This window comes from Telmatobacter bradus, assembly GCF_048629425.1.
Lineage (GTDB): Bacteria > Acidobacteriota > Terriglobia > Terriglobales > Acidobacteriaceae > Telmatobacter > Telmatobacter bradus.
In genome coordinates this window covers 1,590,653-1,610,233 of record NZ_CP184532.1, presented here as the reverse complement: position 1 = coordinate 1,610,233, position 19,581 = coordinate 1,590,653, and the positions used below count along the sequence as shown (strand labels likewise).

Here is a 19,581-nt window from a genome sequence, read left to right as displayed (position 1 = left end):
GCAGCATCAGAAGGTCTGCCCCAGACTGAAGAAGAAGTTAAAGTGGTTGGCCTGCCCCATGTGCGGCTGCGAGGCAGGCTGCGCCAGCGAATAATTGTAGATCACCGGATAGATGGGCGGATTCAGGTTATAGCTGAAGTCCAGACGCAGCGGTCCGGCCGGCGTGTGATAGCGCATGCCTACGCCCGGCGTATGGGAAAAATAATTGAAGTCGCACTCGCCTTCGGGGCCCGTGGAAGCAATCGGCCCGGCAGGCGCGTTCGCAGGATCACTGGGCACCACCAGCGAGGCCCGGCAGGCTGCCTTCCCGGGCTGACGGGCGCGCAACACGCTCGCCCACGCATCGCCAGCATTGGTAAAAACATTGCCCATGTCATGAAAGAGCACAATGCTGACCGCATTGCCCACCCACGGCAAAGTGGGAGGAGGAAGACGCAGTTCCGTACTGTTAATCAGGGTTCCAGCGCCTCCAATGGGGTAGCCGGTCTCAGGATCGCGCGGGCCTGCGCCATTCTGCGCGAATCCCCGCAGTGAGGTTGCACCGCCCGCATAAAGGCGCTCAGGCAGCGGCAGCAGCTCCTGGGAAGGCGGCTTGAAGGCCCGTTCCTGACCATAGCGAGTATTCCGCGCGATCACCAGGCGATCCTTGCCAAAGCTCCAGTAGTTGCTGTTCTCCATATCAACGCGGTTGAAGCCGACCAGAGCGCTGAACAGATGATCGCTCACAAACTCCTGAAAGGAGGTATACGTGCCCCGATGCGCATCGAGGGGGGAATCGCGCGTATCGCGAATCCAGGTAAGCGACGGCCCGGCCACGCGCACTGCGGTAGAAAGCGCCTTCAGATCGTAAGGACCAACCTGCAAGCTGTCCTGCGCCACCTTCACGCGGCGGAAGTCGTACTCATAGACGATGGTGTTGGCCTTGGAGAGGAACGAATTCGGAGCGCGGAAGCTCTCCGTAAAGCGTGCGCCAGCCTGCAGACGCGAAGCCACATAGGTGGTCACGTCCTTGCTGCTGGCATAGCCGCCTGAAAAGGTAAGGCCAAAGTTGCGATTGCCCTGAAAATGTGGAATTTGATAGAGCAGGTCCACCTTCTGCTCCAACAGACCGTAAGTTCCACGCAGCGATGCCGAGCGCTCACCGCCATTCAGGTTATTGCGTGTAATGTCCAGAATGCCGCGCCAGCTGACTCCGGTTTTGCCGTTGGGATCGCAGCTTTCGCCCAGCACAATGGCGCTGCCGCAGTTGTTCTGCGGGGTTCCCGTCTGGGCCTCAAAGCCGCCGCCATAGGTCAGCGTCCAGCGCCGCGCCTCCACGGCATTCACCAGCACGGTTTTATGCGACTCGCTCCCGGTTGGATTCTCAACCGAAACATCCACCTCATTGAAGAGAGCAAAGTCGTAGAGGTTACGCTGCATCGCCTCCAGCGCGTTCTGATCCAGCGGGTCACCAGGATGCAGCGTGATGGCGCGCCGCACGGTCTCAGGCCGCGTATGCTGCAAGCCGGTCAGCAACACACGGCGCACAAAAATCTGCTGCCCCTCGTTGACGTGGAAGACCACATCGACCTTGAGTGGATCGCCTTCCACCGCCTGCGGCGTTACATTGACCGTGGCCTGATCGAAGCCGCGGCTTAGATAGTACGTCAGCAAGGCGTCGCGGTCGCCAGCCAGATACTGCGGCGAATAGAGCTGCCCGGCTGTGCTGTTCAACTGCGGCAAAAGCTTGTCGACGGCATAATGATCATTGCCCTCAATGCGCAGATGCGCGATGTGCGTCTGCTGGCCCTCATTCACACGGTAGAGGATCGCCAGGGGAAGAATCTTCTTGTGCGTGGCGGCAGGAGGATTGTCCCCGGAAACCTGCGGCACAGCGGAGGGAATCAATTCCACGCTCACCTTGGCCTGCGCAAATCCGTTGTTGCGATACAGGCCCTCAATGGCGGCCACATCGGCTGAAACCAACGCCTGACTGTAGACGCCGTGATGGTCAATGGCGTCCGCCGGGCGCGTGTTGAGCAGATCCTTGAGCGCGTTGGAGTTGAAATAATGGTTGCCGGCCACCGCAACGCTCACCAGTTTGCGGCGCTGGCCCAACTGCACATGGAAGAAGATCTGCACCTTCTCCGCATCTTTTTCCTTCTGTTCATGGGTGACGCGAGAATCGAAGAAGCCCAGCCGCTGGCAATACTCACGCAGGCGGCGCGCGCCCTCATTCAGCAGATCTTCATCCACGCTTCCCTCTTCGAAAATGGGAATCACGCGGCGAAGTTTTTCCGGGCTCAGACCAAGGCCATCCACCGACACCAGAACCTGCGGACCGCGATTGGACAGAAAATGATAGTCGCTGCGATGCGTGGTGGGATCGTAGTGCTGCGATTCAATCTTGATTTCCGCCTCGAATCGCTCTTCCCCCTGATAGTGGTGCAAGGCCCCCGCAAGGGCGCGATTGATCGTCTCCCGATCCACGTGACTTCCCTCACGCAGATGCGCATGGCGGCGGAACTCTTCCGCGCTCATGCCGGAATCTCCATGGAGTGCGACCGCCCCCACCTGGGCCTGCGGGCCGCTGGCCACCTGGAAATCCACATCGACGAGCGGCTCAGACTCCCGAGGCTGAAGCGTATAGGAAATCACCGGCTCGCTGAAGCCGTTGTCGGCAAGCGTGGCACGCATGTGCTCGATGGCCTGCTGCAGGCGGGCCTCGGTCAGGCGGGTTCCGGAGTTCAGGCGGGTGGCGCGGGTCAGTTGCGCATTCATGGTTGCGCCGCGCGCTCCCCCTACGCTCACCACGCCTACAAACTGGCGCGGCAGACCGGTAAAAGTCAACTCCACTCCCGTCGCCGTCTCGGCTGCCCCCACCTGAATGGACTCGAAGAGCCCCGTGTCGTAGAGTTCGCGCAGGCTTTGGCGAATTTTCAGCGGATCCAGCGGCTTTCCAGCCTGTTGCGGCAGATTGGTAGAGAGCGGCTCCAGACGCTCACGGCTGACGCCCTCAAAATGGATAGAGGCCACCGTACGGCCCTGCCATTGCATCAGATGAGACAGCTCTGCAGTAGAGGGAGCAGACGGCTGCGGCACGGCGCTCTGGGCATGGATCCGGGGCATGGCTGCAACACAGGCTCCGCTCAAACACAAAGTCAGCCAAAAACGGCGAATTGCGCATTTTTTTGGGCCTCGTACCGCCATCAGCAAATTACGCACAATCCATTCTCCCGAAATGCCGGGGCATATCCCCTGAAAAGCACAGCCACGCTATCGGGCCGGAAACTCACAACGCCGATGCCGCGGTTTTCCTTCGCCTAGCTCTCCGAAGTTGTGCCTCTTGCTTTTATACTATCGAGGATCTAGTCGGACACAGCCCCAACGTACCGAATGAACCACCCCGAGGAGCCTTATGCAGCCAGCAAAAGATGTAGAAGTGGCTCCCGAAAAGATTTCTCAAGCGCTGTTGCCCCCTGAGGCTGACAGCCAGACCGCCGAGATTCCTGCCCCCCCGTTCGAGCTTGATCCGATCCTGCAACGCGCCCAGAACGGCGACCATCATGCCTTTGCCCAGATCTATAACCAGCAAAAACGGCGTATCTACTCCCTCTGCCTACGCATGGTGGCCAACCCTACTGAAGCCGAGGATCTGACCCAGGAAGCTTTTCTGCAACTACACCGTAAAATCAGCACATTTCGTGGCGATTCCGCCTTTTCCACCTGGCTACACCGTCTGACCATTAACGTGGTCCTGATGCAGCTCCGGCGCAAAGGCCTGCAGCTGATCTCGCTCGATGAAGCCATGGAGCCCCAGCCGGAAGAGCGCCCCAGCCACTACTTCGGTGCGGCGGACCGAACACTGACCGAAGCCATCGACCGCCTGACTCTGGAACGAGCCATCGGAGAACTTCCCGCTGGCTACAGACTCGTCTTTATCCTCCATGACGTGGAGGGATATGAACATAATGAGATTGCCGCCATGCTCGATTGCTCCATAGGCAACAGTAAGTCCCAGCTTCACAAGGCGCGCCTGAAACTGCGCGATGCCCTGCGCCTGTCCGCCCAACAGGAGGTACGGTCATGAGCGAACAGCAGAAAAACATCGGCTGCGAAGCCTTTCAGGCCCTGATGCCGGAACTGATCGGTGCTGGCCAGAACCTGTATGATCACCCCCACCTGCAGGAATGCGCCCTCTGCGGGGCACTTTTGACCGATCTGGAAACCATAGCCGAAGCCGCCCGACAACTTCTGCCCCCAGTCGAACCACCTGACAAACTATGGGAACAGATCGAATCCGCCCTTTGGCGAGAGGAAAACAACAAAAAATAGCCACTCCTCCAACCTGCTCCAATCACAAAGCGCCCTGAACCTGGAGGACGCAGCATTTTTAGGCATGTTGTCCGAAGATTCTTTCCCAAAAAGAATCTTCCTCCCTTTTTTCCTTCCTAATCCGGCCTGCAATTTTTCTCCCCGCTCGTTCTCCTGATCCTGCTCACTTTACCTGCACTTTGGCCGATAGAACCTTCAGCAGACAGGGCCCGGCAAACCGAAAAGGGACGCCGAAACAAGAAACCCTATCATTATCAATGAGTTAGCACAGGCGATTGCCACCAGAAGCAATCCGGAACCACCCCTGGCTGAAGTGCGTACTCCAGAGAGTGCAGGCTGAAGGCAGCCAAAAACAGCGTTCACATCGCGGATTCTGAAACTTTTTGATTTTCTACACTGTCTAATGTAGAAAAGTTGACAAAGGGACACTCAATGCAAACACCGTCTTCCGATTCGCCCCTCCCCAAGTCCGCTGCTGAAACCGAGCCGCAGGCTATCCGCCGCATTGCCGTCCTTCCGGTACGCGATACCGTCCTGTTCCCCCATGCCGTTCTGCCGTTGACGGTAGGACGCGAAAGTTCCATTCAGCTGATTGAAGCGCTGGGCGAGGAACGCACGATTATCGTGGCCACGCAGCGCGACGCCCGCCAGGACACACCCCTGCCCAACGATTTGCATGTCGTGGGCACGCTCGCCACGGTGCACAAAGTCGTGCGCATGCCCAACCAGAGCCGTTTTGTCTTTACTGAGGGCGTGGAACGCGTGCGTTTACTGCGCTTTGTGCAGACCGAGCCGTACATGATTGCTGAAGTGGAGTCGCTGGCCGACGTCGACCCCAGCCTCAGCTCGGGCTTTGAGGCGCTCGAGCGCAACGTCGTCTCCCAGTTCCAGCAAATCGTCTCGGAATCGCAGACGCTCTCCGACGAGTTGCGCACCATTGCCGCTAACATCGACGATCCCAGCCGCCTGGTGGACTTCGTCTCCAGCTCGTTGCCTTTTCTGACCACCGATGAAAAGCAGCAGATCCTGGAAACCCCCGGCATCTACGACCGCCTGGAGCAGATCAACAAGCTGCTGGCCAAAGAGATCGAAGTACAACAACTGCGCTCGAAGATCCAGTCCGAAGTGCAGGATCAGGTGCAGCAATCGCAGCGCGACTACTACCTGCGCGAGCAGCTCAAGGCCATCCAGAAGGAACTCGGCGAGCAGGACGAGGGCCAGCGCGAGAGCGAGGAACTGCGCCAGAAGATCGACGCCGCCGGCATGCCCGAGGACGTGAAGAAAGAAGCGGTGAAGGAACTCAACCGCCTTTCGCGCATGTCGCCCATGGCCGCCGACTACTCCATGACGCGCAATTACATCGAGTGGCTTGCTTCGCTGCCCTGGGCCAAAAGCTCCGGGAGCAAGGTGGACATCGGCAAGGCCAAGGAGACGCTCGACGAAGACCACTACGAGCTAAAGAAGGTCAAGGAGCGCATCCTCGACTATCTGAGCGTGCTCGAACTGAAGCCCGACATGAAGGGACCGATCCTGTGCTTTGTCGGACCTCCGGGCGTGGGCAAAACCAGCCTGGGTCGCTCCATTGCCCGGGCGCTCGGCCGCAAGTTCCAGCGCATCTCGCTCGGCGGCATGCACGACGAGGCCGAGATCCGTGGCCATCGCCGCACCTACATTGGCGCACTGCCCGGCCAGATCATCCAGTCCGTCCGCCGCGCCGAGACCAACGATCCGGTCATCATGCTGGACGAAATTGATAAACTTGGCCGCGACTTCCGCGGCGATCCGGCCTCGGCGCTGCTGGAAACGCTCGATCCGGAGCAGAACAACACCTTCCGCGACAACTATCTGGATGTGCCGTTTGATCTGTCGAAGGTGCTCTTCATTTGCACCGCCAACCAGCTTGACCCCGTCCCGGCACCGCTGCTGGACAGAATGGAACTGATTCCGCTCGAAGGCTACAGCGAGGAAGAAAAGCTGCACATCGCCATCCGCTACTTGATCCCGCGCCAGATCAAGGAAAACGGCATTACCGAGGAGCAGATTGAGATTCCCAATGATGCGATCGGCCACCTGGTGCGACATTACACTCGCGAGGCCGGCGTGCGCAAACTCGAACAGGTCATCGGCACGGTCTGCCGCAAGCAGGCGCGACGCGTGGTCGAGGGCAAGACGGACAAGCTGATCGTCACCCGCGAGGTCATCAAGGAGTTCCTGGGCGGCATTCAGGTGCGAGTGGACACCGAGGTCGCCGAGCGCGTCAAGCGTCCCGGTGTGGCTGTGGGTCTGGCCTGGACACCGGCGGGCGGCGACGTGCTCTTCATCGAGGCCAACAAGATGAAGGGCAAGGGCGGCTTCAACATGACCGGCCAGATCGGCGAGGTCATGCAGGAATCCATGCAAGCCGCATTCACCTGGGTGCGCTCGAACTTTGACAAACTCGGGCTGGCCGACGACTTCAACAAGGATCTGGACCTGCACATTCATGTGCCCGCCGGAGCCATTCCCAAGGACGGTCCCTCGGCTGGCGTGACCATGGCCACGGTGCTGGCCTCGCTGCTGACCGACACACCGGTGCGTCCGCTGACCGCCATGACCGGTGAGATCACCCTCAGCGGCCACGTGCTGCCGGTGGGCGGCATCAAGGAGAAGTTCCTGGCCGCGCGGCGGGCTGGCGTACGGACGATCATTCTGCCCGCTGAAAACCGCCAAAATGTAGAGGAAGATCTGACGCCGGAGATGATGGAAGGCGTTGATGTGCACTATGCCTCGCACGTCGAGGACGTGCTGGCCGTGGCGCTGCCGCTGCTCAAGGCCCGCCCCGACACCACAACCCAGGAAGCCGCACAACACTCGGGCAGCGTCAGCTAGAGCCGCTCTTCAACGCTCCGCGCAAGGCCGACCAGAAGGTCGGCCTTGCGCAGGAAACAGGCAAAATTCTCTTCCCCCGATTCCCCGCTGAGTTTTGTCCTGTTTCTTCTTTTCCCACAGACTACACGCAGTATTTACGTTTTCTTCGACCAGCCCGGGCATAATACTCTGGTGAAAGCCTTACCTCGTGAAATCAACACCTGGTGTCGATAAGCAACACAGACTCTCCCACGTTCCGGCGTGGCGAAGCGGTGAAAATGGCTACTATGCAGACGAATACACCACACATCGTTCCCCTTCTTATCTCCGGCAATATCACTGCATTCCAGGAGCAGATGCTGAATAACCTGCTGCAGGAAATCGTGACCGAGGCTTATGAAAGTGTTCTCGAACAACTGGACAAGCAAAGCGCACAGGCTGTACTGGACAATCAACGGACGCTGAAAGAGCACCTTGTTACGCAGGTGGCTGAAGCCATCCGATTGCACACTGCCAGCAACAAGTTCCACGACGAAGCCGTTGGTTCCGACCGCGTTTATCCGCCCACCTACCGGATCAAGTCCATCGAAGCGCAAGTAACCGAACTGCGCAAGGCCTTTCCCGGGCTGCAAACCTGCAATGAAAAACTGGCACGACGGCCTTTGCCGGATGGCGCGGAAGGCTGGTTTGCCATTCCCCGCTGGAGCGCACTCGCCCCCACCTACAATCAGGCTGCTCTGAACATGGTGAACAAGATTGGCGAGCGAAGGCGTTTTTCCAATCGCATTTTCGAGCGCATGGGCGAAAAGTATCTGCGCAACAGTGAGCGCGCCACGATTGCGCAGCGCATTCTTTGCGAACAGCAGGGCGATCCCGACATTCTGGTGGTTGCAGCACAATTCGGTATGCTGCATCGCGGTTCCTCGGCCCGCCGCACCCGCGCCGTCCTGGCGGGCAATGAATACGGACTGGGCGCGTTCGCCATCGCCTCCATGCTGCTTACGCATCCCGAGCGCCTTTCCACCGCCGCTACGCTCATGATCGACTGCAGCGGCGACGAGTACTCGGCCCATGGCGACTACACCTTCGATCGCGTACCGCTGTTCGACTACGACATTTCCGGCGTCGAGTTCAGCATTTTTTATGAAGACCGCGCCCGCAATCTATGGGGAACACCCACCGCCTTCCTCTTCAAACAGGTTTAAAGTTCCGGTTGGATCAGAAAATACAGTGCTGGTTCCCACCGCACCCCACACGCGATACCGTGGGAACCAGCCACTTTCCCCACCCACCTTTGCACCCGCTGCCTGCGCTGCTGCATCTACAATGAAGCCATGAATGCCGTTTATTCCACCCGGCGTCGCTCGAAGACGCCTCCACCGGGCGAAACCGGGCAGGAGGCCATGTATCTGCGCTCGCTCAGCGATCGCCAGATCAACGTCAGCATCCAGTTGCGCGATGGCGAAAGCGTGCGTGGCTGGATTGAGTATTTTGACGACGGTATGTTGCGCCTGACCCGTGAGGGACGGCCAAATCTATTCATCTACAAGCACCAGATCCGTACCATCAGCGAAGCGGCCCCCGGACGGGCCCGTCGCCGCAAACCCGAAAGCGAGGAAGCACGTTGAGTGAAGTCGCAGAATTGCGCTGGACACCCCAGGCCCAGCTGATCGCACGCGAGGCCGGAGCACGACTGCGCGAATTCTATGCCCAGGGCGTCGAAACCGAGTACAAGGGCGACGTCGATCTGGTAACGGTGGCTGACCGCACGGTGGAAAAACTCATCCGCCAGCGACTCAGCGAGGTCTTTCCCGAGCACGGCATCTGGGGCGAAGAGGGCACCCGCGAGCGCCTCCAGAGCGAGTACCGCTGGTACGTCGATCCGCTGGACGGAACCACCAACTTTGCCCACGGCCATCCGCAGTTCTGCGTTTCCATGGGTCTGGAACACCGCCCCGCAGGCTTGGCTGAGGGCAAAGACGGCCAACTGGTGGCCGGCGTCATTTACGATCCGCTGCGCGACGAACTCTATGCTGCCGAGCGCGGCAAGGGCGCAACCCTGAACGGTCGCCCGATTCACGTCTCGAAGATTCCCGTGCTGGCCGAGTCGATCTCCGCCACCGGCTTTCCCAGCCGCAAGCGCCACGACAGCCCCAACGTCCACTTCTATCACGAGTTCACGCTGCGCTCGCACGGTGTGCGCCGTGGCGGCTCAGCCGCGCTCGACCTGGCTTACATTGCCAGCGGACGACTGGACGCCTTCTGGGAGTTCAACCTGAACCCCTGGGACACCGCCGCAGGCATCCTGCTGGTGGAAGAGGCTGGCGGCAAGGTCAGCGATTATGCAGGCAATCATTACAAGCTCGACAGCCGCGAGGTTCTAGCCTCGAATGGTCTGATCCATGGCGAAATGGTCACACTCTTTGAGAATCTGTTCGCAGGCCGGGATCTTTCGCCGATCCCCACCCCGGAAGAGTTTGCACGCTTACGCGCTGAAAGAGCAAAATAGGCGCAAAGCGTTTTCTCTTGCTTGTCCTGTGCAGTCTGCCGGAGGTCAATTCATGGCGACTGTGCCATCATCCACCACCAATATCGATTCCCCGGAGAAAGAACGATGCCCCACGTAATCGCAGAACCTTGTATCGGCACCAAGGACACCGCCTGTGTAGACGCCTGTCCGGTTGATTGCATCCATCCCAAGAAGGATGAAGACAGCTTCGGCTCGCACGATCAGCTGTTCATCGATCCTGTCGAGTGCATCGATTGCGGAGCCTGCGTGCCTGCCTGCCCGGTTTCGGCCATCTTCGCCGCCGACGACCTGCCGGAAAAGTGGGCCAGCTTCGCCGACAAGAACGCTGCTCACTACGCCTAGGAGTCTGTCGCCCATAGAATTGCCCGAGGTCCTGGTCCAGACCAGGCCCAGCAGATTACGATTTTGTTATGGGCCAGAACTTCCTTCCAGACACGGTCAACCAGACGCTTCTGTTTCCACCCAGCCTTCACGACTGGCTACCTGACGGCCATTTGGCTCGTTTTGTCGTGGATGTGGTTTCGGCATTGGATCTTGAATCGATCTATGCTTCGTATCGCGAGAAGGATGGTCGCGGCCAGTCGGCTTATGCTCCGGAGATGATGGTTCGCCTTCTTTTGTACGGTTATGCCACGGGCGTTTACAGCTCACGCAGGCTTGAGAAGCATACCTGGGAAGACGTGGCATTTCGCTATCTTTCCGGCGACCAGCATCCGGACCACGCCACGCTGGCCGAGTTTCGCAAACGGCATCTGGCTGCGCTGTCCGAACTGTTCACGCAGGCCTTGTTGCTGTGCGCAAAAGCCGGTCTGGTTAAGCTGGGTCATGTGTCGATCGATGGAACAAAGATCAGGGCGAACGCCAGCAAGCACAAGGCGATGAGCTACCAGCGCATGACCGAGAGCGAGGCGCGCCTGAAGCAGGAAATCAACGCTCTGTTGGCTGCTGCGGAAAAAGCGGATGCCGACGAGGACGCGCAGTACGGCAAGGATCGGAACGGCGAAGAACTTCCCGACGAGTTACAGCGACGCGAGAGCCGGTTGCAGAAGATTCGCGAAGCGAAGCAGGCACTCGAAGACGAGGCCCGCGAGAAGGCTGAGCAGAAACTTGCTGAAGCAGAAAAGAAACAGGCTGACGAGGAAGAAGATCGTCGCGCGGGCAAAAAGAAACGTGGTCGCAAGTCGAATCCCCCTGATCCGGACAAGGCAAAACCCGCAGACAAGGATCAGCGCAACTTCACGGATCCGGAGAGCCGCATCATGCCGGATGGCGCCAATAAAGGCAGCTTTTTACAGGCTTATAATGCGCAGATCGCGGTCGATTCCATCGCGCAGGTAATCGTGGCCGCCGCGGTTACGCAGGAGACGAACGACAAAAAACAATTACTGCCGATGGTGGCACAGATCGAAAAGAATCTTGCCCAAAAGCCCGAGAAAGTCAGCGCTGATACCGGCTACTTCAGCGAAGCAAATGTGACCGACGCAACGGTAGCTGAAATCGACTTATACATCGCCACAGGCCGCGACAAACATAGTGATCCAACGGAGATAGCCTGTGGTGAAGCCCCGTCAGATGCAACGGCACGAGAACAAATGCAACATAAGTTGAAGACCGAGGCCGGACGCGCAGTCTACAAAAGACGCAAGGCGATCGTGGAACCGGTCTTTGGACAAATCAAGGAGTGCCGCGGTTTTCGTCGCTTCAGCATGCGCGGCAAACAGAATGTGAGCGGAGAGTGGAGGCTGGTGTGCGCGGTCAGCAATCTGTTGAAGCTCTTTCGCTCCGGATGGGCACTGCAAAACGCGTAAAAACAACGAAAGATCAGAATCCGAATCAGAGTCGCGCCTCAAAGATACGGTGCGGTAGAGAAAAACTGACAGCAACAGACAAATCCAGTACTGCGCAGCCAGGCCGACATCTCCTGCAAAAATCGCAAACGCTATGAGCGACAGACTCCTAGGAACTGCTCCATCCAATAGCAAAGCGCAAACGCGCATCGGGTTCAGCGCTCGATGCGTGTTTGCGCTTTGCTGTAATTCTGCTGAAGGTTATTCGGTTGCCACAGGCGCAGCTTCGCACAAAAACTCCATGCCCGCATCGCGTGCCGCCACCCGGTCGAAAGTGACCAGCCGCTCACAGCCTGCCCGACGAGCCGAGGCGGCAATCAGGCAATCGGCAAAGTCGGCGCGGGTGCTGCGAAAGACCGCCAGCGCTTGCTGCGCGAGTTCGCGCTGCTCCACAAAAAGCTCGCGGCTTGCCAGCATCTGCTCAAGAATCGCCGCAATCGCCGCCCTTTCCAACCGGTAAGTGCGCCGCAACGTCCATACCGTCTCTACCAAAACTGGAATTGCAATCCACCCCGGCTCATCCACACTTAGACTGAAGATCAGCTCCGTGGCTATGTGTGTCTGCTTGGGGTCATCCCGCACAAAATAGCGGATCAAGACGTTAGTGTCGATCCCGATCATGCAGCTTCACCCTCAGGACCGAATCGCACTACGCTGGCTGCAAAGCTGGCTGCCGCTTCGTCCAACAGATCTTCGTTCATCTGTTCCACTGTCGGTATGTAGCTGAGCCTGCGCACACAACCTGCCAGATCGCGAATCGAACCATTCCTGGGCTGCAACGCAAATCTCCCCTTGGCCGATTCAACAAACTCAACCTCATCTCCTGCTTCCAGTCCCATCGCTCGCCGCACTTCGACCGGAATGGTGATCTGCCCCTTGGATGTAACCGTCGCCGTCGCCATAAAAACCTCGCTAGGCCTCCTAGCGTACCTTACTTTTCAACAATCTCCTTACTTTTATTTACATGCCTTACCTTCACTCATTCTCCTTACTTTAAAAAATACTCCTTACCCTGCAACCATTTTCTCCAGTACCAGAAAAAACCTACAACCCTGCCCCGCAAACCGCTCCGGATGCGAAGATAAAAATCGATGCCTGTACACAGCTCCGAGGCCGTGGTGTTGCGCTGTTGGCCGGTCCGCGAGGCCGACCTGATCGTAAGCTTTTTCACGCGCGACTTCGGACTGCTGCGCGGAGTGGCCAAATCGGCGCTCAAAAGCCGCAAACGCTTTGGTGGCGCGCTGGAGCCCATGACGCTGGCCCGCGCCTGGTTCGCCGATAAACCTCGCCAGGAACTGGTCCGGCTCGATCAGCTGGAGATTTCTTCCTCTCCACTCTCGAAGCCGGTGGATCTGGCCCGAATGACGGTGCTCAGCTTCTACGCCGAGCTGTTGGACGAGAGCCTGCCCGAGCACGACCCGCAGGAGACGGTCTTCCGCCTGCTTGCCGCCGTACTTGAGCACACCCAGGCCCTGCCATCCAGCCCGCCCAACGGCACTGCTGCCTCGCTCGCCGGTCCATGGATGGCGCTCACCTACTTTCAGCTCTGGATGACGCGGCTGATGGGTCTGCTGCCCGACCTGACCCGCTGCACGGCCTGCACCAAGACCCTGCAGGCGGGCGAAGCCTACTTCCACAGCCACTCCGACGGCCTTTTCTGCCCGCAGCATCGCTCGGGCGCAGCCCAGCCGCTTACCGCCGACAGTTGGCAGATGGCCCTGCGGATGTTGCGTTCCCCTGTGGCCAGCTTTGCCCCGGAGCCGTTTCCCCGCCGCCGCTGCCAGGATCTGCGCCGCTTCACCCTGCAGTCACTGGAACAGCATCTGGAGAAAAAGCTGCGCTCCTCGGAGGCTCTGGCACGACTGGGCGGGTGACGAACGTTCCACGCTGCACCTTTTTTATTCCTTGCACCCATTTTCAAACAGGTGCAAACTTGATCCATGCGCACCAACGTCAACATTGCCGACGACGCCCGCGAGTTCGCCATGCTCTATGCCGACGCCAATGGCATCACGCTGGGGGAAGCCATCTCCGAGCTAATCCGCAAGGGCAAGACGGCAGAGACCGCAGAACCGGTAAAAACTGTGTTTGAGATTTCTCCCTCCGGATGGCCGCTTTTGCCAACCACCGCTCGCCGTATCACCACAGAGATGGTGCTCGCTGCTCAAGATGAAGACTTTATCTAATCGCCGCTACCTGCCCGACGTGAACATTCTGCTCGCCCTCAGTGACAGAGACCATACAGGCTATATTCCAGCCACAACGTGGTTCAGTGAATGCGGCCATGAAGCCTTTCTTCTGTGCAACATAACCGAGGCCGGTTTTGTGCGCCTCATGTGCTCTCCGCATCTGTACGCGGTCTCCATGAAGGTTGCCACAGAACTACTGCGGCAGATCGCCTGCTCCCCGAACTGCAGCTACTTGCCCATGAACCGCCCATGGCTGGAACTGGTCGCGCCCTTTTCCAGCCGCCTGCACGGCTACAAACAGGTGACCGACGCCCTGCTGCTGGGATTGGCCATTCATAACGGAGCCACGCTCGTCACCCTCGACCGGCACATACAGGCTATGGCTGGCGAAGAGTTCAAAGATTCTGTACTGACGCTGGCATAACCAGGATTTTCGATTGCCCCAGACGCGGAAACTTCCTACAATTCAGCTATGGATCTGCAGCTCAATCCCGATCTTGAAAGCCGTCTGGCGCTGCGAGCCGCGCAACAATGCCTGCCGCTGAATGAGGTTGTTCAGGGCATGCTCGCAAGCTGCCTGCAGGAAGAAGATCGTCTGCGCGCAGCGGTTGAGCGGGGAGAATCTGCACTTGCCCGTGGCGAATTCCTGCCCCATGAACAGGTTGGCGAACGCCTTCACCGCTTCTTCTAGCCCGTCCCCATGGAAATTCTGTGGTCTGTTCCGGCAGCGGATGATCTGGAGCGGATCTGTGCATGGATTGAGCGGGACAGTCCCCAAGCAACCAGAAAAGTTGCCTTTACAATCTATGAAACCGTCGGCAGGCTGCGCGATTTTCCTCTGCTGGAGCGGGAAAGCTCCCGGTTGCCGGGCAGACGGGAACTGCTCTTCCCCTCCCTGCCATACATTACCGTCTATCGCATTACCGCAGAAGCTATTGAAGTCTCCCGCGTCTATCATGCTGCGCAAAATTGGCCGTAAAAGCTTGCCGCTGCCACCCCTGCTAAAATTGAACGCAGTTCCGATAAGAGAGATTTGCCTGTGTCTACAACATCATCGACTGTCGCGCCGAAGCCCGGTGCGCTGACCTTTCAGGAACTGCTCTTCCGCCTGCAGAACTTCTGGGCCGAGCGCGGTTGCATCCTGCAGCAGCCCTACGACGTGGAAGTGGGCGCTGGCACCATGGCTCCCGAAACCTTTCTGCGTGTGCAGGGCACCAAGCCTTACAAGGTGGGTTATGCGCAGCCCTCCCGCCGTCCGGCCGATGGCCGCTACGGCGAGAATCCCAACCGCCTCTATCGTCACACCCAGTTCCAGCTCATTCTGAAGCCGCCACCGGTCAATGTGCAGGAACTCTATCTGAAGTCGCTCGAAGCCATCGGCATTGACCTCAGCAAGCACGACCTCAAGTTCGAAGAGGACAACTGGGAAGGCCCAACCGTGGGCGCCTGGGGCGTGGGCTGGCAGGTCATGATGGACGGCATGGAGATCACCCAGTTCACCTACTTCCAGCAGTGCGGCGGGCTCGATCTAGACCCGATCTGCTCCGAGCTGACCTATGGACTGGAGCGTCTGGCCGCCTTCATGCAGGACGTGGACTCGGTCTACGACGTGGTCTGGGCGCGCGATCCTGAAACCGGCGCGGTGGTCACCTACGGCGACGTTCGCCTGCAGGAAGAGCTGCAGTACTCGGTGTACAACTTCGAGGAAGCCGACGTGGAGCGTCTGTGGGCCCACTTCAACAGCTACGAAGCCGAGGCGCAGGCACTGATCGCGCGCGGCAACGCTCTGTTGGCCGATGAGAATGCCTCCGTGCAGGACAAGAAAAGATTCCCGCTCATCTCCAACTACGAGTTGGCGCTGAAGTGCTCGAACCTCTTCAATCTGCTGGACGCGCGTGGCGCAATCAGCGTGACGGAGCGCGTGGGCATGATCGGCCGCATCCGCAACCTGTCGGTGGGCGTGGCCAAGATCTACGCGGCGCAGCAGGGGCTGAATTAGCTTCCAGCTTCTAGCCTCTAGTCCCCAGCTTTTTCGTGCAGAGACTGAGGTTCTGAAGCAAACGAAGTTTCCAATGGCGCGGCAACGGCAGCGCCCTAGCTAGAAGCTAGAAGCTAGAGGCTGGCAGATAGAAGCTCCCGCCTCGCAGCTAGCGTGAGAGAAGCAATATCATGGCAGACTTTCTGATCGAAATCGGGCTGGATGAGATTCCCGCCCGCATGATTGCAAACGCCGAGGCCGAACTGGGCCGTCGGGTGCTGGACCTGCTGACGCGTGAGCGCCTGCTGGCCGAGGGCGGCAAGGTGACCACCTACTCCACGCCGCGTCGTCTAGCCGTGGTGGCCGAGGGTGTGCTGGCCGGGCAGGCCGATACCGAAGAGCAGATGACTGGCCCCTCCTGGAAGGTGGCCTTCAAAGACGACGTCCCGACCGGTGCCGCACTGGCCTTTGCCAAAAAAGCAGGCGTGGACGTTTCCGCACTCGGCAAAGTGACCACCCCCAAGGGCGAGTACGTGGGCGTGACGGTAAAGAAGCCGGGCCGCGCTGCCACCGAGATTCTGCAGGCCGACCTGCCCAAGGAAGTGCTCTCGCTCTACTGGGCCAAAAACATGTACTGGCGCTTCGGCAAGCCGGAACGCTTTGTCCGCCCCGTGCGCTGGGTTGTGGCATTGCTTGATTCCGCCATTGTGCCCCTGGAGATTGCCGGCATTACCGCGACCAACGCCAGCCGTGGCCATCGCATTCTGCACGGCGAAGCTCCGGTTGTGCTCAGCACGCCCAAGAGCTACGCCGCCGCCATGGAGAAGGCTTTCGTCAAGGTGGACGTGGCCTCCCGCCGCACTCAAATTGTGAAGGCGCTCGACGATGCCACCGCAACTGTTCCCGGAGCCCGCTGGCGCAAGGACGATGCGCTGCTCGAAACGGTTGTGCATCTAACCGAGTGGCCCACCGTCATTCTGGGCAACTTTGAGCCCGAATATCTGGTCCTGCCGGAAGAAGTTTTGGTGACCGTCATGCGCGACCACCAGAAGTACTTCGCCGTGGAAGCGGCGGACAGCAAAATCGCCCCGCATTTTCTGGCCGTGCTCAACATTCAGGTGGACAAAGAAGGCTATGCCACCATCCAGCATGGCAACCAGAAAGTGCTGCGCGCCCGCTTCAAGGATGCCCGTTTCTTCTGGGACTTCGATCAGAAAATTTCTCTCGTTGACCGCGTGGAAAGCCTGAAGAACGTCACCTTCCAAAAGCAGTTGGGCAGCTATCACTGGAAGACCGAGCAGAATCTGGCCGTCGTCAAGCAGCTTGCCGCAGCCGTGAAGGCCGCAGGCGTTACGGTGGACGAAGCCGCTCTGCTGAAGGCGACCGAGCTGGCCAAGACCGACCTGACCACCGAGCTGGTGAAGGAATTCACCGAGCTGCAAGGCATTATCGGCGGCGTTTACGCTGAGGCGCAGGGACTGGGCGCAACGGTAGGCAAGGCCATCTACGCGCAGTACACGCCTGCCTCCACCGAGGATTCCATCCCTTCAACGATTGAAGGTCAACTGCTGGCTCTGGCCGACCGCATTCAGACCATCGTGGCCATGTTCGGCATCAAGATGGCGCCGACCGGCTCGAAGGATCCCTTTGCGCTGCGCCGCGCTGCCAATGGCGTCATCAAGATTGTGGCCGAAGCAGAGTGGACGCTTTCGCTCTCCGCAGTTCTGGCCTCGGTCGAAACCGAAGCCGCCAACCGCGATCAGGTGGCTGTCTTCCTGCTGGAGCGTCTGAACTTCTATCTGAAGGACGTGAAGGGCTACAGCTACGACGTGGTGAGCGCCGTGCTGGCCGCTGGTTCTGACGATGTGCGCGACGCCATCGCTCGCGCCGAAGCTCTGACTGCCGTACGCGGCGGCGAGGACTTTGCCGCTGTCTCGGCTGCCTTCAAGCGCATCAAGAACATCGTCAAGCAGGCTGCTGACAAGGGCTTTGCAATTCAGGCAAATGCTTCGGTTGTTTTAGCTGACGAGGCGCAGAAGCTTGCGCAGGCAACGCAGGCTCTGGCTCCCAAGGTTGCGGCACTGCGGGATGAGCGCAACTACGCCGAAGCTCTGGCGCTGATTGCCACGCTGCGGCCGACGGTAGACGCCTTCTTTGACAAGGTGATGGTGCTCGACAAGGATGAGGCCGTGCGTGGCGCGAATCTGGCCCTGATCGATGGCGTGCTGAAGAACTTCTCCACCATCGCCGACTTCAGCGAAATCGTCACCGGCTAATCTTTTCACCAAAACCAATGGAAAAGCGCCGCGGGCAATGCCGTGGCGCTTTTTCTGTTGCCTCTGTGCGTACTCCCCGCCCTAGGCGCACAAACAAAAACGCGCCGAAGGTGGGGCACCCAAAGTGTATTGCAAGCTTCAGAGCCGGATGCATAAACCACCGCTTACAGCGCATCCCCCAGTTCGCGGCGAATCTGCGCAATCCGCGCCTCTTCGTGGCTGCCTGCGGCAGGCGCGGATGCGGCGGAAAAAGCGGCCTGCGGAGCACTGCGGGCAAGCACCCTGCGGCGCAGCACAAGCGCGAGCAAAAGCAGCGCGGCCAGGCTGACTGCAACCGGAACGCCAAAGGTCACCAGACCGGTGCGTCCGGCAGGCGTGACCAGAATCGTCTCGCCATACTTGGCACGGTAATAGTTCTTGATTTCGGTTTCACTCTTGCCGGCGGCCACCATGCCGACGACTTCTTCGCGCATCTGTTCAGCCACGTCGCTCATGTGGTCGTGAATGGTCTGCGTATAGCAGCAGGGGGCCATCAACTGGCGCTCCAGATGGTCCACCTCCTGCTTTTGCGCGGGGGTGAGAGAAACAATGGAGAACAGAAGCAGCATTGCCAGGTGCATGGGATTCTCCTTTTACTACACGGCGGCAGCTTTGCGACGGGCAGCCAGAGTCCAGCCAAGGCCCAGCAGCACCAGCAGCGCAATCAAACCCTGCGAAATGACGCAATACAGGCAGTAGACCCCCAGCACATCATGCTCAATGTGGGTAAGGTAAAGCGCAAAGCCACAGCCCACGCAGGCTAGTGCAGCCAGCAACCCACGGCGACGCACCAGAGCCAGCCCGGCCAGCACCAGATAGCCAACAATGCCCAGCGCCGCCACCGGCACATGCGCCACTTCGGCATAAATGCTGTGGTTGACCACGCCGCAATCCCAGCGCTCGTTAATGGAGCAGGGCTCAGTGGCCGTGGAATAATGCACGCGCAGGGCAAGCATAGAAACCACCATGCCAGCCAGAGCGAGAAACGCAAGAAGATAGCGCATCGAAGAATTGTCCTTTTCGTTGGTAAAACAAAAAAATCGCGTGCGCAACGGCACGCTGGCTTCCCTGCCCCCAAAAACGGGAGCAGAGCTTCCAGCATTTTTCTGTGCAAAGTGCGCATTCCGTTGGCGAGTGAGACTGATTTACAGAAGAACGGGAGGACCGCGCTTGCCGTGTGCGCTTCTGGCAGTGGTATGAGCCAACAACTGCGGCAGAACGAGCTCAAGAACCTCCACAACGTGCGGCCCAAGCGGATTCAACGCAGCTTCAATCGTGCCCAGCGTAGGCTGCACAGGGATGGCATGGCTGCCGGGCTGCGGATAGCAGGGGCAATGCCCGGGCGGCGCGCTGACACTGGGCTTGCCGCTACGACGTGCACGCAAATACGCGTCCAGCATGGCGCAATGGTGCTTACCATGACGGCGGCAACAGGGCGGAAGACCGGAGTCGTCGCTCCAGGTTGCGGCACGGAGCAGCGGCGCGCTACAAAGCAGCACCAAGACCAGCAATTGCACGATGGCGGCGACGCGACGCATCTACAGCTGAGTCTAGAGCATTC

The 19,581-nt window shown here is 59.2% G+C and carries 21 protein-coding genes; 15 read left to right on the top strand and 6 right to left on the bottom strand.

Features of this window, described 5'->3' with window-relative positions; all coding sequences use genetic code 11:
• Positions 1 to 6 precede the first annotated feature (6 nt).
• A complete protein-coding gene (locus tag ACOBR2_RS06965) occupies positions 7 to 3,108 on the bottom strand; it encodes a POTRA domain-containing protein (RefSeq protein WP_420239310.1) in 3,102 nt (1,033 codons plus the stop codon).
• A 289-nt stretch (positions 3,109 to 3,397) separates the two neighbouring features.
• Between ACOBR2_RS06965 and ACOBR2_RS06960 the strand changes: the two genes are divergently transcribed.
• From ACOBR2_RS06960 to ACOBR2_RS06925, 8 genes are all read left to right on the top strand, one after another.
• Complete coding sequence (locus ACOBR2_RS06960; RefSeq protein WP_420239309.1) at positions 3,398 to 4,069, top strand: RNA polymerase sigma factor; 672 nt, start codon at positions 3,398 to 3,400, stop codon at positions 4,067 to 4,069.
• Positions 4,066 to 4,314 carry a hypothetical protein gene (locus ACOBR2_RS06955; protein ID WP_420239308.1) on the top strand — a complete coding sequence of 83 codons (249 nt, stop codon included), beginning with the start codon at positions 4,066 to 4,068 and terminating at the stop codon, positions 4,312 to 4,314. Before ACOBR2_RS06960 ends, ACOBR2_RS06955 begins: the two co-directional genes overlap by 4 nt.
• 432 nt (positions 4,315 to 4,746) lie before the next feature.
• Positions 4,747 to 7,182: an endopeptidase La gene (gene lon, locus ACOBR2_RS06950; protein ID WP_420239307.1), complete on the top strand. Its 2,436-nt coding sequence runs from the start codon at positions 4,747 to 4,749 to the stop codon at positions 7,180 to 7,182.
• 266 nt (positions 7,183 to 7,448) lie between these two features.
• Entirely contained in the window at positions 7,449 to 8,366 is a 918-nt protein-coding gene (locus tag ACOBR2_RS06945; protein WP_420239306.1) for a hypothetical protein, read from the top strand.
• A gap of 129 nt (positions 8,367 to 8,495) precedes the next feature.
• Positions 8,496 to 8,789 carry an RNA chaperone Hfq gene (locus ACOBR2_RS06940; protein ID WP_420239305.1) on the top strand — a complete coding sequence of 98 codons (294 nt, stop codon included), beginning with the start codon at positions 8,496 to 8,498 and terminating at the stop codon, positions 8,787 to 8,789.
• Positions 8,786 to 9,670, top strand: a complete 885-nt coding sequence (locus ACOBR2_RS06935) for an inositol monophosphatase family protein (protein ID WP_420239304.1) — start codon at positions 8,786 to 8,788, stop codon at positions 9,668 to 9,670. Before ACOBR2_RS06940 ends, ACOBR2_RS06935 begins: the two co-directional genes overlap by 4 nt.
• A gap of 105 nt (positions 9,671 to 9,775) precedes the next feature.
• Positions 9,776 to 10,033 carry a 4Fe-4S dicluster domain-containing protein gene (locus ACOBR2_RS06930; RefSeq protein ID WP_420239303.1) on the top strand — a complete coding sequence of 86 codons (258 nt, stop codon included), beginning with the start codon at positions 9,776 to 9,778 and terminating at the stop codon, positions 10,031 to 10,033.
• Between the two features lie 68 nt (positions 10,034 to 10,101).
• Positions 10,102 to 11,499 carry an IS1182 family transposase gene (locus ACOBR2_RS06925; RefSeq protein ID WP_420236173.1) on the top strand — a complete coding sequence of 466 codons (1,398 nt, stop codon included), beginning with the start codon at positions 10,102 to 10,104 and terminating at the stop codon, positions 11,497 to 11,499.
• Positions 11,500 to 11,739: 240 nt separating this feature from the next.
• Here ACOBR2_RS06925 and ACOBR2_RS06920 read toward each other — a convergent pair whose 3' ends face one another.
• Together ACOBR2_RS06920 and ACOBR2_RS06915 are read right to left on the bottom strand one after the other, a co-directional pair.
• Positions 11,740 to 12,159, bottom strand: a complete 420-nt coding sequence (locus ACOBR2_RS06920; RefSeq protein ID WP_420239302.1) for a PIN domain-containing protein — start codon at positions 12,157 to 12,159, stop codon at positions 11,740 to 11,742.
• Complete coding sequence (locus ACOBR2_RS06915; RefSeq protein WP_420239301.1) at positions 12,156 to 12,440, bottom strand: AbrB/MazE/SpoVT family DNA-binding domain-containing protein; 285 nt, start codon at positions 12,438 to 12,440, stop codon at positions 12,156 to 12,158. Before ACOBR2_RS06915 ends, ACOBR2_RS06920 begins: the two co-directional genes overlap by 4 nt.
• Before the next feature lie 189 nt (positions 12,441 to 12,629).
• Here ACOBR2_RS06915 and recO point away from each other — a divergent pair, with 189 nt between their 5' ends.
• The 7 genes from recO to glyS all read left to right on the top strand — a co-directional run bounded on the left by recO (position 12,630) and on the right by glyS (position 17,981).
• Positions 12,630 to 13,412: a DNA repair protein RecO gene (gene recO, locus ACOBR2_RS06910; protein WP_420239300.1), complete on the top strand. Its 783-nt coding sequence runs from the start codon at positions 12,630 to 12,632 to the stop codon at positions 13,410 to 13,412.
• Positions 13,413 to 13,478: 66 nt separating this feature from the next.
• Positions 13,479 to 13,724, top strand: a complete 246-nt coding sequence (locus ACOBR2_RS06905) for a hypothetical protein (protein WP_420239299.1) — start codon at positions 13,479 to 13,481, stop codon at positions 13,722 to 13,724.
• Positions 13,708 to 14,151 (top strand): TA system VapC family ribonuclease toxin, encoded by a 444-nt coding sequence (locus ACOBR2_RS06900; RefSeq protein ID WP_420239298.1) that lies wholly within the window; start codon positions 13,708 to 13,710, stop codon positions 14,149 to 14,151. Before ACOBR2_RS06905 ends, ACOBR2_RS06900 begins: the two co-directional genes overlap by 17 nt.
• Before the next feature lie 48 nt (positions 14,152 to 14,199).
• A complete protein-coding gene (locus tag ACOBR2_RS06895; RefSeq protein ID WP_420239297.1) occupies positions 14,200 to 14,418 on the top strand; it encodes a hypothetical protein in 219 nt (72 codons plus the stop codon).
• 9 nt (positions 14,419 to 14,427) lie between these two features.
• Positions 14,428 to 14,706 carry a type II toxin-antitoxin system RelE/ParE family toxin gene (locus ACOBR2_RS06890; protein ID WP_420239296.1) on the top strand — a complete coding sequence of 93 codons (279 nt, stop codon included), beginning with the start codon at positions 14,428 to 14,430 and terminating at the stop codon, positions 14,704 to 14,706.
• A gap of 60 nt (positions 14,707 to 14,766) precedes the next feature.
• The gene (locus ACOBR2_RS06885) at positions 14,767 to 15,726 is read left to right on the top strand and encodes a glycine--tRNA ligase subunit alpha (protein WP_420239295.1); all 960 of its coding nucleotides are present in this window, start codon (positions 14,767 to 14,769) and stop codon (positions 15,724 to 15,726) included.
• A gap of 170 nt (positions 15,727 to 15,896) precedes the next feature.
• On the top strand, positions 15,897 to 17,981 hold the full coding sequence (gene glyS, locus ACOBR2_RS06880) for a glycine--tRNA ligase subunit beta (protein WP_420239294.1): 2,085 nt from the start codon (positions 15,897 to 15,899) through the stop codon (positions 17,979 to 17,981).
• Positions 17,982 to 18,145: 164 nt separating this feature from the next.
• On the opposite strand, the gene ACOBR2_RS06875 is transcribed toward glyS, so the two are convergent.
• The 3 genes from ACOBR2_RS06875 to ACOBR2_RS06865 all read right to left on the bottom strand — a co-directional run bounded on the left by ACOBR2_RS06875 (position 18,146) and on the right by ACOBR2_RS06865 (position 19,558).
• Positions 18,146 to 18,601 (bottom strand): cytochrome c-type biogenesis protein, encoded by a 456-nt coding sequence (locus ACOBR2_RS06875; RefSeq protein ID WP_420239293.1) that lies wholly within the window; start codon positions 18,599 to 18,601, stop codon positions 18,146 to 18,148.
• Between the two features lie 15 nt (positions 18,602 to 18,616).
• Positions 18,617 to 19,024, bottom strand: coding sequence for a vitamin K epoxide reductase family protein (locus ACOBR2_RS06870; RefSeq protein WP_420239292.1), 408 nt, complete (start codon positions 19,022 to 19,024; stop codon positions 18,617 to 18,619).
• 141 nt (positions 19,025 to 19,165) lie between these two features.
• A complete protein-coding gene (locus tag ACOBR2_RS06865) occupies positions 19,166 to 19,558 on the bottom strand; it encodes a hypothetical protein (protein WP_420239291.1) in 393 nt (130 codons plus the stop codon).
• Positions 19,559 to 19,581: the final 23 nt, after the last annotated feature.

What these genes read in the sequence shown, in the direction of transcription:
- ACOBR2_RS06965 (WP_420239310.1), bottom strand. Translation starts at nt 3,108, where the DNA reads ATGCCCCGGATCCATGCCCAGAGCGCCGTGCCGCAGCCGTCTGCTCCC.
- ACOBR2_RS06960 (WP_420239309.1), top strand. Translation starts at nt 3,398, where the DNA reads ATGCAGCCAGCAAAAGATGTAGAAGTGGCTCCCGAAAAGATTTCTCAA.
- ACOBR2_RS06955 (WP_420239308.1), top strand. Translation starts at nt 4,066, where the DNA reads ATGAGCGAACAGCAGAAAAACATCGGCTGCGAAGCCTTTCAGGCCCTG.
- lon (WP_420239307.1), top strand. Translation starts at nt 4,747, where the DNA reads ATGCAAACACCGTCTTCCGATTCGCCCCTCCCCAAGTCCGCTGCTGAA.
- ACOBR2_RS06945 (WP_420239306.1), top strand. Translation starts at nt 7,449, where the DNA reads ATGCAGACGAATACACCACACATCGTTCCCCTTCTTATCTCCGGCAAT.
- ACOBR2_RS06940 (WP_420239305.1), top strand. Translation starts at nt 8,496, where the DNA reads ATGAATGCCGTTTATTCCACCCGGCGTCGCTCGAAGACGCCTCCACCG.
- ACOBR2_RS06930 (WP_420239303.1), top strand. Translation starts at nt 9,776, where the DNA reads ATGCCCCACGTAATCGCAGAACCTTGTATCGGCACCAAGGACACCGCC.
- ACOBR2_RS06925 (WP_420236173.1), top strand. Translation starts at nt 10,102, where the DNA reads ATGGGCCAGAACTTCCTTCCAGACACGGTCAACCAGACGCTTCTGTTT.
- ACOBR2_RS06920 (WP_420239302.1), bottom strand. Translation starts at nt 12,159, where the DNA reads ATGATCGGGATCGACACTAACGTCTTGATCCGCTATTTTGTGCGGGAT.
- ACOBR2_RS06915 (WP_420239301.1), bottom strand. Translation starts at nt 12,440, where the DNA reads ATGGCGACGGCGACGGTTACATCCAAGGGGCAGATCACCATTCCGGTC.
- recO (WP_420239300.1), top strand. Translation starts at nt 12,630, where the DNA reads ATGCCTGTACACAGCTCCGAGGCCGTGGTGTTGCGCTGTTGGCCGGTC.
- ACOBR2_RS06905 (WP_420239299.1), top strand. Translation starts at nt 13,479, where the DNA reads ATGCGCACCAACGTCAACATTGCCGACGACGCCCGCGAGTTCGCCATG.
- ACOBR2_RS06900 (WP_420239298.1), top strand. Translation starts at nt 13,708, where the DNA reads ATGAAGACTTTATCTAATCGCCGCTACCTGCCCGACGTGAACATTCTG.
- ACOBR2_RS06895 (WP_420239297.1), top strand. Translation starts at nt 14,200, where the DNA reads ATGGATCTGCAGCTCAATCCCGATCTTGAAAGCCGTCTGGCGCTGCGA.
- ACOBR2_RS06890 (WP_420239296.1), top strand. Translation starts at nt 14,428, where the DNA reads ATGGAAATTCTGTGGTCTGTTCCGGCAGCGGATGATCTGGAGCGGATC.
- glyS (WP_420239294.1), top strand. Translation starts at nt 15,897, where the DNA reads ATGGCAGACTTTCTGATCGAAATCGGGCTGGATGAGATTCCCGCCCGC.
- ACOBR2_RS06875 (WP_420239293.1), bottom strand. Translation starts at nt 18,601, where the DNA reads ATGCACCTGGCAATGCTGCTTCTGTTCTCCATTGTTTCTCTCACCCCC.
- ACOBR2_RS06870 (WP_420239292.1), bottom strand. Translation starts at nt 19,024, where the DNA reads ATGCGCTATCTTCTTGCGTTTCTCGCTCTGGCTGGCATGGTGGTTTCT.
- ACOBR2_RS06865 (WP_420239291.1), bottom strand. Translation starts at nt 19,558, where the DNA reads ATGCGTCGCGTCGCCGCCATCGTGCAATTGCTGGTCTTGGTGCTGCTT.